Below are 14066 nucleotides of genomic sequence, written 5' to 3'. Positions count from 1 at the left end.
ACATATTACCCCTGTCGGGGTAAATGCTTGCAGTTTAATTAAATAGATGAATTAATTTTGAATACATACTAAAGCAATTGATAATATAATGAAAAAAATACCTTTATTTAGGAGTATTGTTTTACTATGGTTAGTAATATGTACGGGGTTTGCGCGGGTTACTGCGCAAACCTTTCCTTTAAAAGTAGAAAGGGATCGGCTTGTTTATTTACCTGATGCCAAAGGAAACCGTATTCTTGATTTTTCAACTTGTGGATATAAAAGTTCAAACCAAGATATCCCGGCCGTTCTTGCTGCTGTCTTGGTATCTCCTAAAGAGGGAGATAACTCTGCCCGGATACAACAAGCTATTGACTATGTATCTTCTCTTCCGTTAAATAAAGAGGGCTTCCGAGGAACTGTACTTCTGGATAAAGGAGTATTTGAATTAAGTGAAGGGTTACACATAGCAGCCTCCGGCGTTGTATTGCAAGGCATAAATAAAGAACAAACCATCCTATTAAAGAAAGGAGTAGACAGAGGAGCGCTCCTTCGTATAGAAGGTAAGTCGGATATAAAGATGCTTGATACATTAGTGATTGCAGAATCATATATTCCGGTAAATAGTACTCATGTACGGTTGGCAGCTACAAACGGAAAGATTCATGAAGGTTCCCGTATATTCATTATTCGTCCTTCCACAAAAGAATGGATTGCCTCTTTGGGGTGTGATGTTTTTGGAGGAGGCATCGGCGCCTTAGGCTGGAAACCCGGTGAGATGGATCTCCATTGGGATAGAACTGTGACACAAGTTACAGGCAATCAAGTTGAATTTGATGCTCCAATAACAGTAGCTTTAGATGTCAATTATGGCGGTGGACAATTAGTGACTTACCAATGGAATGGACGTATCAACAACTCTGGAATCAGCAATATAACGCTTCTGTCAGATTATGATAAGAACTACCCCAAGGATGAAGATCACTGCTGGACAGGTATTTCCGTAGAAAATGCCGAGAATTGCTTTGTGCAGAAAGTCAACTTTAAGCATTTTGCCGGAAGTGCTGTTGTGCTTCAACCTACTGCATCCAAAGTAACAGTAGAAGACTGTATTTCTTTGGCTCCGGTATCAGAAATAGGAGGAATGCGCAGAAGTACATTCTTAACTTATGGACAGCAAAACCTCTTTCAACGTTGCTACTCAGAATATGGGATTCATGATTTCGCAGTAGGCTACTGCGCTGCCGGTCCGAATGCTTTTGTACAGTGCGAATCTAAAGAATCTTTTAGCTTTAGTGGCTCTATTGACTCCTGGGCTTGTGGTGTTTTATTTGATGTGGTGAATATTGATGGTCATAATCTTAGCTTTAAGAATCTGTGGCAAGGTAAAAACGGAGCCGGATGGAATACCGCCAATAGCTTATTCTGGCAATGTACGGCTGCTGAAATAGAATGTTACTCTCCGGCAGCAGATGCCGCAAACAGGGCTTACGGCTGTTGGGCACAGTTCTCGGGTGATGGCGATTGGGCAGAATCAAACAATCATGTACAGCCTCGTAGCTTTTTCTATGCCCAACTGAAAGAACGCCTTGGAAAAGATGTATCCGACCGTGCACGTATATTACCGATGAATACCAATGCATCCAGTAGCCCCGATATTGAAACGGCTATGCACTTGGCGCAAGAAGCAAAGAAACCTAAATTAACGCTGGAAGCATGGATTAATCAATCTGAACTTGTGGTGGATATCCCAGCCAAACTAAAATCCATTGATGATAGTAAATGGAAGAAGACCCCAGCGTCCGATAAGCCATCTAAGTCTATTCAAATTATAAACGGACGACTTACCATGGATGGCGCTTTATTAACAGGAGGTAAACTGGAAGTGCCTTGGTGGAGTGGTAAACTGCGTACGCAAAGTATACAGAAAGCAGGTCCTCATATCACCCGTTTTGTACCCGGAAGAGAAGGGCAAGGATTAACAGACAGAATTGATTCGGTGATTGCCTATATGAACAAACGAAAGATTCGGGTTATAGATCACAATTATGGCCTATGGTATGATCGTCGCCGCGATGACCACGAACGTATCCGTCGCCGTGATGGTGATGTCTGGGGACCCTTTTATGAACAACCATTTGCCCGCACCAACAGCGAGAAAATGGCGTGGGAAGGACTCAGCAAATATGACCTGACCCGCCCGAATGCCTGGTACTGGTCACGCTTAAAAGAGTTTGCGGATAAAGGTGCAAAAGATGGATTGTTGCTTTTTCACGAGAATTACTTTCAACATAATATTTTGGAGGCCGGTGCTCATTGGGTAGATTCTCCCTGGCGTACAGCTAATAATGTGAATGATACGGACTTTCCCGAACCGGTACATTTTGCAGGAGATAAACGAATCTTTGTAGCCGAAATGTTTTATGATATAACGCATCCCGTGCGTCGTAAGCTGCATAAAGATTATATCCGCCAATGTCTTGACAACTTTGCCGATAATGAGAATGTAGTTCAATTAATCAGCGAGGAGTATACAGGACCTCTACACTTTACGGAATTTTGGTTGGATGTAATTGCAGAATGGGAGGCGGAAACAGGCAAACAGGCAAAGGTAGCACTAAGTGCAACGAAGGATGTACAGGATGCTATTTTGAGCGATCCCAAACGCGCAGCAGTAGTAGACATTATTGATATACGTTACTGGCATTATAAAAATGATGGTACGGTATATGCACCCGAGGGTGGTAAGAATCTGGCTCCTCGTCAGCACGCCCGTAAAATGAAGGTAGGCAAAGTAACATTCGAAGAAGCCTATAAAGCAGTAAGCGAATATCGTTCTAAATACCCGGAAAAAGCAGTAACCTATTATGCACAGAATTATCCGGCTATGGCATGGGCGGTTTTAATGGCAGGAGGTTCTTGTCCGGTGCTTCGTGTGGATGACTTGCATTTTTTGACTGATGTGGCACAAATGGAAGTAGAAGAAACAGGTGGCGAAGGGTATAAGAAACTGGTAAAATCTGATATTGGGTGTGTCATTTATTCCTATTCGGAAACTTCAACTCCCATTTCTTTAGCCGATGGTCGTTACACTGTAATGTACATAAATCCATCTTCCGGACAAATGGAAGAAGTTTATAAATCGTTGAAAATCAATGGAAAGTATACCTTCGAAGCACCTAAAGGAAAGGTAGGCGTGTACTGGTTCTATAAAAAATAACCCTAAAAGTTAAGCTTAATATTTAGAACAGCTTTTTAATTTGAAACTGGTAATTTCTGGTAAAAAGCTGTTCTTCAACATAGTACTGATTTTTTCTGTCCTGCAATCAAATTTTCCCAGCCGCCGACAGGCACTCCTCTTAACTTTGCATTATCATGGAAAACCCAATAAATCAAGTGATAATGGAGTCGACAAGAGCAATTCAATCCAATGTAGATGAGAGGGCTGACCTTACCACTCAGTTACTAAATGCATTTCAAGCTGGTGATCCCATGGCTTTTTCCCGCTTGTATGATTTATATATAAATGTATTATATAACTACGGGTATAGGCTTACTAATGATAAAGAATTACTGAAAGATTGTATACATGATGTATTTGTAAAGGTATACACAAGGAGAGGTGATCTTGGTTCTATCGAGAACTTTAAATCATACATCTTTATTTCTTTAAAGAATAAAATCTGTGATGAGGTACGTAAACGTATTAATATGTCGACTGCCGCTATTGAAGATGTTGATCCTGTTGCTACTGATGATATTGAAAAAAAATATCTGAAAGCAGAGCAAGAACGTGTGGAAGGACGCATGATAAAGCATTTGATGGGGCAACTCTCTCCCCGCCAGCGCGAAGCACTGACGCTTTATTATATAGAAGAAAGAAAATACGAAGATATTTGCGAAATTATGAGTATGAATTACCAGTCGGTAAGAAATTTGATGCATCGCGGATTGGTAAAACTTCGTAGTATTGCAAAATAATAAATATTAGTTGAGTACAAACAGAAAATAGGTGCGTCTATATGATATAACAATGTATCAATAGCGTGAATTACAGGGTAAATTATAGGGTAGAAGATCTACTAAAGGATAATGAATTTATTTGCTATGCTTTGAATATTCCTTCAGAAGCTGCCAGTCAGTGGGAGAATCTTTTGAAGGAATATTCTGCATTGGCAAAAGAGGCAGAGATTGCCAAAGCTATTCTACTTGGGGAAGATGAAACATATATGCTCCCAACCGAAGAAAACGAAGAACTTAAAAAACGCTTGTTCCAAACATTGGAAATAGCTTAAAATACCCCCTCCATTCCTCATTGTGATAAGAATACACCTGCTAACGGCGGTGGAGTTTCTAATTAATAATTATCTTAGCGGCCGGATTACATAAACAAATCATTGAAACCTTTGTAGTTTGGACGATATAGAATTATTTAACGAGATAAAACAACAGAACAGAGCCGCCTTCGATACACTTTTCCGCAGGTATTATGTGTCTTTATGTCGCTTCTCCTATATTATTTGCCTTTCTCGGGAAGAGGCAGAAGAATGTGTGCAAGATATGTTCGTCGGTTTATGGGAGAAGGCCCCAACGTTGCATATAAACACTTCTGTGAAAGCCTATTTATATAAATCTTCCCGCAATTATACATTAAACGCTATTCAAAAGAAGCAAACCGAACAACATCATTTAGAGGAGTATTCATCACAGATAAACACTTGCGAAGATAGCGAGACAATGTCTGATGCCGAAATATCGGAACTAATACAAACCGGCGTGAAAGAATTGCCCGAGAAATGCCGGGAGATCTTTATTCTCTGCAAACAAGAAGGGCTTACCTACGAAGAATTAGCCGCTTATCTTAATATATCGGAGAAAACCGTCGAGAACCAGATGAGCATTGCCCTGCGAAAATTGCGAGAACATCTTTATCCTAAATTGCAGAAACTATTAGTCCTCTTATTCTTTTATCTGTTTTTTTAGGGGATATCTATTTGAGAACTGTCATAAGATTATGAAAGAAGAAACACCATACGAACAGATCACCCACTATTTATCCGATGATTTTACTCCGGATGTGGAGCAAGCCTTGCGGAAGGTGAATCGTCGGATTGATGATAAGCAGAAGAAACGTCCGAAACGTATCTTTGCTTGGGTGAGTGCTGCCGCCGTAGCAGCCATACTTATTATAAGTATAGTTACGGTTTGGAATCGGAATACGCCGGATGAGATTCCTGTGGCTCTATTCCTTGCCCTACATACCAATACCTCTGAAACGCTTGAATATGCATTGCCAGATGGTAGTAAAGTAGTGTTGAACCATTCCTCCACTCTTCAATATCCGGAAGTATTTACCGGGGAAGCTCGCGAAATATACCTGGAGGGAGAAGCCTTTTTTGATATAGCTCCCAATGCCAATCAACCTTTCATTATACATGCCAAAGGCACTCAGACACGGGTAGTAGGTACCTCTTTCTCCATAAAAGCTCTTCAGACCGAGGAGGAAGTGGTAGTAACCGTAGCCACCGGAATAGTCAATCTAATGACCGAAAAGAAACCGGATTATATAGAACTCAAAAAAGGAGAGCAGGGAATCTGTCGTCTTACCGAACAAAAGTTAGAGAAGAACGAACACCCCGACCCGAACGCACTTGCCTGGAAAACCAAAAGGCTGGTATTTAAACAAACTCCTTTGAAGGAGGCAGTCAGAGTAATAGAAAATGCTTATCAAACTTCGATAAGTGTGGATAGTGCTATTGCCGAATTGCAACTAACAAGCACGTTCGAGCAGTTAAGCCTGGAAGATATATTGCAAATTATAGAAATCACATTGCAAATCCGTATAGATAGAACTTCCAAAGGTATATACTTAAGCAGTGCAAAGGTATATACTTAAGTATCCTAAAGGTACATACCTAAACATCTTAAGGATAGTACACTAAGGTGCGACTACATGAGGATCAACTACATGGGCATGTATTCCCCAACTACATGGGGATGTAAGCTGTAACTACATGGGATGTAAACTAACCGGTTGGTTGCAAAGAGAGCGAGAATGAGATTTAGTAAAGGGTATCAAATATAATACAAAAAAGGGAATTATGCAAGCTGAGGATTATGTATGGGAGTTATTTGTTTTTTGCGAAACAGGGTATTTTGCTTAAACCGAATAAGAAATGAAGGAAAATTGAACCGCAGATTAGCGCAGATTAGCGCAGATTTTTCAAATTTAGAGTTTGTACGCTGCCTATCTTGATATTTTAAAAATTTAATCTGCGCTAATCTGTGTTAATCTGTGGTTCAAAAATAACTCAAAACAAAAAAACAAATACTCCATTCATAAAAAACTCCTTCCCTTTTTAGGGGGCTTCACTTTAACCATTGTCTTATAAGAAAAAACAGTTTTGAGAATAATAGCAATCATAGTAGGTTTTTGGATAGGGATCATCTCTGTCGGTGCGCAAAATACGATTCTGGAGAAACGTATTAGCCTTGCACTCGATAACCTGTCTATGGAAGAAGCTATAGAAACGATAGCAGAGAAAGCAGATATTCACGTATCCTATTCGAGCGATCTTTTTGCAGACTGCGCTCCGGTAACCCTCCATGCACAAGATCAACTATTAATAAATATACTCAATAAGCTGATAGCCCCTTATAAAATAGCCTATACTGTACATGCCGGGCAACTGATTCTTTTCCCTAAAAGAACCATGGTAATCAGAGAATACACCCTGAAAGGCTCTATTTATGATGAGCAAACCCGGCAACCGATTTCTTATGCCACTTTACAAATTAAAGAAAAATCCAAAGGAGTAGTAACCGATCATCGAGGTTTTTTTGAACTAACATTAACGGGAACTGAATTGGCAGATAGCTTAACGGCTTCGCATCTGGGATATGAACGACGTACCTTTTTAGCCGAAACTTTATTCGAAGAATCTGAGTTGATTATTAATCTGAAAGAGAAACCAGTTAGTATTGCCCCTGTAGTAATTGCAGGAAAGAAATCGCGTCATAAACATCAGAGTTTGGGTAATCGTGGCAGACTCACAGGTGGTTCTATTTATTTGGATACACATGGCCAGCAGATTGCTCTATACATTGATAATAAGAAACAAGTAAACGGATATATCCGAAAAGTAAGTTACTACCTCTCCGATAAAGGGAATGTGGAAGCACCCTTTCGGGTACGTGTATTAGAGAAAGATACGCTCCATCAATCTCCCGGAAAAGATTTACTGCCCGAGATACTGGTGGTGCAGCCCCCGCAAGATACAGACGGATGGTTCGACGTAGACCTTTCCGAATATCGGATCAACGTGCCTTCCGATGGCTTTTTTGTAGCCATGCAAGGAGTATTCCCCAATGACTACAGCTTTTATGCCGGCGATTCGGATTTCTTTGAGATAGGAAAACGACCCTCACGGAAGAATGCGGACTATAGTCCGAAGTCCATACACTACGGCCAGCGCATCGGCTATTCCGATAAGAAAGGACGTGATACCTGGCATTATTCATTGTCTCACCAATGGTTTCAGATGGAGAGACATAATTATAGCGTGAAGATTTCTGCAGAGATCAATATTTATACAAAAAAATGAGATTATGAAACACATTCATTTACTATGTCTGCTCCTCGCCTGCTTCTGTTACACACAGACGAGTGCCCAGTGCGACCATACACTGGTGGAGAAAGCAGCCGCGCAAAGTGGCCCCGGTGCCGTGTACCTGCGCGAGTTTAAGGTAAAGTTTGATGGCTCCGAACGCGGGAAAGCAGTTCCCGTAGCTAAATATCCGGTCTTATTAAGCAAAAACATGACCTATCGGTTCAACGTCTGCAACTCCGAGGAGTATCCGGGCAGAGTGATCCTACAGTTATACTTAAAAGATAAGTTGATAGGCAGCACGTTCGACATGCAAACCTCTACCGATTTACAACGATTTGACTTTACTTGTCCCAAAGCCGCTACGTATGAAGTAGTGATGTCTTTTGATCAAGGCAAACCGGGCTGTGCGGTAGGCATACTATCCTTGTTGACCGAAGCCGAAGCAATATCGCAAGACGAAGAATTGGACATCTTGTATGCCCTGGCAGATAACCCGATCAATATTTACGACGATGAAGACGAGTTTGCCAACATCGAAGTGTCTATCGACAATGGTAGCATCACCAACATCGAGAAAACCAATTACATTGTTCGTCCCGAGAAGGAAGGCACAGCATTGTTATCCATACGGGTATTGCATCGCGACGGCTCGCTGAAAGAATTCAAGCAGAAGAAGTTTGCTGTTTTAACTTTGAATAAACCCTATATTTCCATTCGCGAGTTGACAGGCGATTATATAACGAAGGAGGAATTGATTCGTTCGGGACGGCTCGAACTCTGGTTTTCCGAAGATATGAAATGCAATTACCGGATTCTATCGTTTGTTATGTCCGATAAAAACGACCTGGTCAGTGGAATTAGTTCCACATCGGCTCGCTTTTCGAGGGCACAGCGAGATTGGTTGCAAAACTTGCCTTCAGACACTCGTATTTATATAAAGAGTATTCAGGTGCAAACCTCCGAACATACAGTGATAGACATTGACCCCATAGATTTTATTATGAAATAGGAATACAAGCTTTTATGAAAATGAAGATATTACAAACCATATTTTTGCTCTTTATTTGTACAGCTACCTTCTCGCAAGAGATGCGTATTGTTTCGGGAGTAATCAGCGATAACGACGGAGAACCGATAGTTGGATGTAATGTGGTGCAAAAAGACACAGCCAACGGCACCCTGACCGATGTAGACGGATATTATGAAATTACAGCCCCTCTGGGAAGTACCATTCAGTTCAGATTTATAGGAATGAAGACCTCGGAGATGGTGATTAGTTTAGCGAATTCTAAACCGGCTACTAACCGCATATCGAATTTTAAGTTTAAACAGGCTCTTCCTCAAAAAGAAAAAGATACCAAGGAAGAGAAAGACGAGAGTTTGAAAGTTACAGGCTATAAAGAAGACCAATCGCTATCTCCTTACTTTCTGATAAAAAGCAGCGCTGCCACCGAAGCGCACATGCCGCTTAAACAAACCAATGTGGAAGCAAATATTGCCGGTGTAATTGCGGATGTTTGTGTGAAACAAATCTATATCAATGAAAGCGAAAATACGCTGGAAGCCATATATGTATTCCCCGGATCTACCCGGGCGGCTGTATATGGCATGGCTATGACCATTGGAGACAGACGCATTGAAGCCAAAATAAAGAAGAAAGAACAAGCCCGTCAGGAATATGAGAAGGCGAAAGAAGAAGGCAAATCAACTACTCTGTTGGAACAGCATCGCCCAAACGTATTTCAGATGAATGTGGCTAATATACTGCCCGGAGATACCATTGTGGTAGAAATGAAATACACCGAACTTTTGGAGAACGAAGATAAACAATATGAATTTGTGTACCCAACTGTGGTTGGTCCCCGTTATTCCGAGTCGGGCGAACAGTGGGTAGATCGTTCCATCAATCAACTTGAGAGTGATAAGACTCCCGGGTTCTTCATCCGGACAACTATTCAGGCAGGTATGCCTATTCGGAAAATAAGCAGTATGTCTCATAACCTGACCATTGAGTCTCCTTCGCCCGATCAGGCAGTGGTATCTCTTTCAAATCCGAAAGATTATCAGGGAGATCGCGATTATATTTTGCAATATGAGTTGCAGGGAGGAAAAGTAGAATCAGGCTTATTGCGTTACGAACATGGAGACGAAAACTTCTTCCTGTTGATGGTTCAGCCTCCTAAGAAACCTTCTTTGAATCAAATCCCTCCACGCGAGTATGTATTTATTATAGACGTTTCCGGCTCTATGGGAGGAACACCTTTGGATATATCTAAAAAGCTGATTTATAACCTGGTTACCTCGCTTCGACCTATCGACCGTTTTAATGTGATGTTGTTTGAATCGAGCAATGCCATGCTTTATGAAGAATCACTTCCCGCCACCGAAGAAAATATAGAAAAAGCCATGAATGTTATCGACCGCAGGCAGGGGAGTGGTGGTACCCGCCTTTATCCGGCTCTGGTAAATGCCATGAATTTTAAAGCAACAGAAGGCTATTCCCGTACTTTTATGGTGATTACCGATGGATTTGTAACCGTAGAAAAAGAGGCTTTCAATTACGTACGCGATCATCTGAACGAAGCCAACCTGTTTCCTTTTGGAATAGGGATGGGTGTAAACCGATATATCATTGAAGGGCTGGCACATGCCGGAATGGGAACCCCGTATATCGTATCCAACTTCTTCGAGGCAGAGAAAGTAGGACAAAAAGCCATCAATGAAATATCTGAACCTGTATTGACTAATATTTCTGTAGACTGGGATGAATTCGATGTGTACGATGTAGAACCTGTAGGTATACCCGATGTATTTGCAGAGCGCCCTATCCTGATTTATGGAAAATATAAAGGAGAAGCTAAAGGAACCATAACTTTAAGCGGTTTATCCGGAGAAGAAAACTACCGGCAAACGTTTGATGTGGCTAAGGCTCGTCAGGAAAATAATCGGGCATTGCGCTATCTTTGGGCACGTAACCAAATACGTTACTTCGATGATTATGCCCAATATTATGAAGGAGATACCAACGGTTGGAGTGATATGTATGGCCGTCATCAACGAAGCCCAAGACAAATAGAGTATGTAACCAATCTAGGGTTGAAATATAATCTGCTTACTCAATATACCTCTTTCCTGGCTGTGGACGAAGAGGTGAGGACACCTAAACAGGTAGAACCGGTTAGTGCGGGCAGTTATAAGCGTAGTAGCGGTAAATCATATTCGTCAAAAAAACGTTCTTCCTCTCCCTCGCCAACAAATGTGACTACGCCGAATATTCAATTGGCAGAAGAAGCATCTGTATTGGAAGAAGTCGTGGTTTCGAGTGGAGTAATTCGAAGAAATGCAGTGGGTTTCGTTGCTTCGTGTTCAACTGTATCAGGTACGAGAATTCAAGTGTCACCTTCATTGCACCTTCAAGGAAGAGTACCCGGTTTGCAGATTGCGCAAACAGCAGGAGAACCGGGAGATGCCTCCAGAGTTCGTATCAGAGGCGGTAGTTCAATCATGGATAATAATGAACCATTGGTCGTTGTAGACGGAGTACCTGTTGAATATAGTGCGCTTTCGCAAATGAACGCGAATGATATCAATGATGTAACTGTGTTGAAAGATGCTTCTGCTACCACTATATACGGTTCAAGAGCCACGAATGGAGTGCTGTTGGTAACAACCAAGAAACCTGCTTATAAAAATCAATCCATCACTTGGTCTTCTTCTTTCACGGTTGATACGCCAAACAAACTACCTGAATTGCAACGGGAATATGCGCAAGGTCGTCCTTGGAATGGAACTCCGCTTTGGAACACAGAAGATGAACCGTTTGCCTGGGGTCCCGATGTACAATCTGTCAATGCTCCAACCTACGATGCGTATGATATTCTTGAAACGGGGTATTCTCTTAAAAACCACCTGTCGTTTTCGGGAAGGGAAGGGAACTATTACTATAATTTCAAGGTAGGTAATATTACTCAGCAAGGGTTTATACCTAAGTCTAAATTCAGCGCAAACTCTATGGGGCTGAGGATAGGTGCCGATGCAATAAAGAAGATCAGCTTTGATGTGGATTTGAAGTATAAAAAGACGGAGGGTAATCGCTTGCAACGAGGATACAATTTGTCCAGTGTTATGCGGGGAATCCTGCTTACTCCTCCCACCTTCGATAATAGGGAGTGGACTTTGGATGATGGCAGTCAGCGTTCGGCAGGATCTGCTGCGGATAATCCGTACTGGTCGGTGAAGAATAATGCGTTCAGCGATGAGGCAGACAGGTTTACCGGAAGCTTCAACCTGAAATATAAACCCACTGAAATGTTATCTCTGAACTATCTGTTGAGTGCTGATTATCTGTCGGGAGAAGCTTCTTCATCTTTAAACGAAGCTTCTGTTTATAGAGCTCCGGGGCAGACAATGAAGCGAGAAGAAGAATTCAAGTCTATACAATCTAAGCTTTATGCGGAGTTACGAAAATCTTGGGATAGAGTTTGGATAAATACGATGCTTGGTTATGAATATAACCGTTCGAAACGAACCATTGATCGATTAGATAGTTATACATCTCAGTATTATCCGAGTCAAGAGGGGGTAACAGATATTTCTTTTGAAAGATTATATAAACGTTATTCCAATGCAGCTTTTGGTAAAGTAAGTGTGGGGTATGAACAAATAGTAACATTGGAAGCAGCCATGCGTGGAGAGTGGAGCTCAATCAATCATATTTTCCTATCTGCTCCATCGGTAGGTTTAAATATAAATCTGAATAGGATTATTCAAAATGATACATTCTCAGAGCTTAGATTGCGTGCCAATGTTTCTCGTGCGGATAAAGAGATTCCTCTGTATATGGACCCCACTTACTTTAATTCGACTATTTATAATTTGAATGATGGTGCCAGTCACTTTGAAAGTAGAGAGATAAAGCAGGAAAGTCTAAAACCGGAAACCATCACTCATTATGAAGTAGGTGCAAGTATCGGTTTGCTGAATCATCGGTTGACGCTATCGCCCTCTTTCTATTGGAAAAGAGGAAAAGATCAATTGCTGCCCACACAAACTGTCAGCTATTTCCTTGAATTAGAAAACTGTGGCAGGTTCAAAACTCATGGGTTTGAACTTGAACTCAGTGCCTGGCTGATGCGGAGACGGAAATTCTCCTGGAATACAGAAATCATATTCTCTCGCGAACGGAGTCGTGTAACCGATTTAGGAGGACGAAAACTGATGTTGGCTGGTGTCAATAATGCTGTAGGTGCGTATGCCATTGAAGGACAACCGCTTGGAGTATTATATGGCACAGCTTACCTGCGAGATGAACAAGGAAATATGATTATTGGACCAAATGGTTTCCCCATAGTAGATTATAATCCGCAGGTGTTAGGTAACCCCAATCCGGATTGGCAATTGAGTTGGATTCATTCTTTAGAGTACCGTAATTTCTCATTATCCCTTTCATTAGATTATAAGAAAGGCGGAAAGATGTGGAATGGAACCCGGAATACAATGAATTATTATGGAACATCACAATATTCAGCCGATCATCGAAATACTACCGGATATGTATTCCCCGGTGTTTCACTTTATGATGGAAGTGTGAACGACATCCCCGTAAACTTCAATGGAGATTACATAAACCAAAACCGTTGGACACGTTACGGAGAATATGGAGTAGGAGAAGACGGTATTGAAGATGCAAGCTATATCAAACTCCGGGAAATATCGCTGGGCTATCGTATCCCGTTAAAACTATTCCAGCGAAATACTCAATTAAAACTGTCTATATTTGCCACCAATATATTATTATTCAGCAAATATAAGGGAGTAGATCCGGAAACGAACCTAACAGGTGCTTCCAATGGCTTCGGATTAGATTACTTTAATATTCCCGGATCGAAAAGTATAGGAATGTCGCTGAATTGGGAGTTTTGATTTAGAAGTTGTTGAAAATAGAAGGGGTAGGAGAAGGCAATGGGGGGGGCTCCTACTTGAATTGTTGTATTGGTAAGGGTGTTTGGGTGGACACTAAAGTGAAAAAGAGGGTGTGTCAAAACTAAGAATTTGCCACATCCTCTTTATTTTTGAAGATTTCTCTTCTTTCTTCTTTTAAGCTGCCCATTTTTTATTATCTCTCCATTTGTCTTGTTTTTTTTGCGCATATAATTAAAAAACGAGTTGCCCTTGGGGTATTATTTGTTCCATTTGCGGCCTTGGATACGGTTTTTGCTATCTTAGCACACATTTTTTTGATGATAAAAGATTGGAAAACCCAATGTGTGTTGACCCCTTAACCCAAAACAGGTTTGACTCCTAAAAATTATTTAATATTGACCCCTAAGTATCCTGATAAGTGGGGTCATTTTTATTTTGAAATACCATCCTTAGGCGAATACACCATTATTTCCTGACTTCATCACTTTTTTGCGCCATCACATAGCGCACAATGATTATGCAAAAATCAGCAAATCAGCACATTAAATGCCATTT

The 14066-nt window shown here is 41.2% G+C and carries 8 protein-coding genes; all 8 read left to right on the top strand.

Translation table 11 applies throughout. The features are described 5' to 3' along the window. Positions 1-88 precede the first annotated feature (88 nt). The 8 genes from D0T60_RS02045 (at position 89) to D0T60_RS02010 (ending at position 13511) form a co-directional block, all read left to right on the top strand. Positions 89-3199, top strand: a complete 3111-nt coding sequence (locus D0T60_RS02045; RefSeq protein WP_163216481.1) for a DUF6298 domain-containing protein — start codon at positions 89-91, stop codon at positions 3197-3199. A gap of 182 nt (positions 3200-3381) precedes the next feature. Further along, a complete protein-coding gene (locus D0T60_RS02040) occupies positions 3382-3960 on the top strand; it encodes an RNA polymerase sigma factor (RefSeq protein ID WP_239059483.1) in 579 nt (192 codons plus the stop codon). A 65-nt stretch (positions 3961-4025) separates the two neighbouring features. Next, complete coding sequence (locus D0T60_RS02035; protein WP_163216479.1) at positions 4026-4274, top strand: hypothetical protein; 249 nt, start codon at positions 4026-4028, stop codon at positions 4272-4274. A gap of 118 nt (positions 4275-4392) precedes the next feature. Next, a complete protein-coding gene (locus D0T60_RS02030; RefSeq protein WP_163216478.1) occupies positions 4393-4962 on the top strand; it encodes an RNA polymerase sigma factor in 570 nt (189 codons plus the stop codon). A gap of 31 nt (positions 4963-4993) precedes the next feature. Further along, positions 4994-5875, top strand: coding sequence for a FecR family protein (locus D0T60_RS02025; RefSeq protein ID WP_163216477.1), 882 nt, complete (start codon positions 4994-4996; stop codon positions 5873-5875). Positions 5876-6383: 508 nt separating this feature from the next. Then, complete coding sequence (locus tag D0T60_RS02020) at positions 6384-7583, top strand: carboxypeptidase-like regulatory domain-containing protein (protein ID WP_163216476.1); 1200 nt, start codon at positions 6384-6386, stop codon at positions 7581-7583. A 4-nt stretch (positions 7584-7587) separates the two neighbouring features. Next, entirely contained in the window at positions 7588-8598 is a 1011-nt protein-coding gene (locus D0T60_RS02015; protein ID WP_163216475.1) for a GldM family protein, read from the top strand. A gap of 20 nt (positions 8599-8618) precedes the next feature. Then, complete coding sequence (locus D0T60_RS02010) at positions 8619-13511, top strand: SusC/RagA family TonB-linked outer membrane protein (RefSeq protein ID WP_163216474.1); 4893 nt, start codon at positions 8619-8621, stop codon at positions 13509-13511. The last annotated feature ends 555 nt before the right edge of the window (positions 13512-14066 follow it).

It is taken from the genome of Bacteroides sp. 224 (assembly GCF_010500995.1).
Classification (GTDB): Bacteria; Bacteroidota; Bacteroidia; order Bacteroidales; family Bacteroidaceae; genus Bacteroides.
This window is presented reverse-complemented; position numbering and strand designations above follow the sequence as displayed.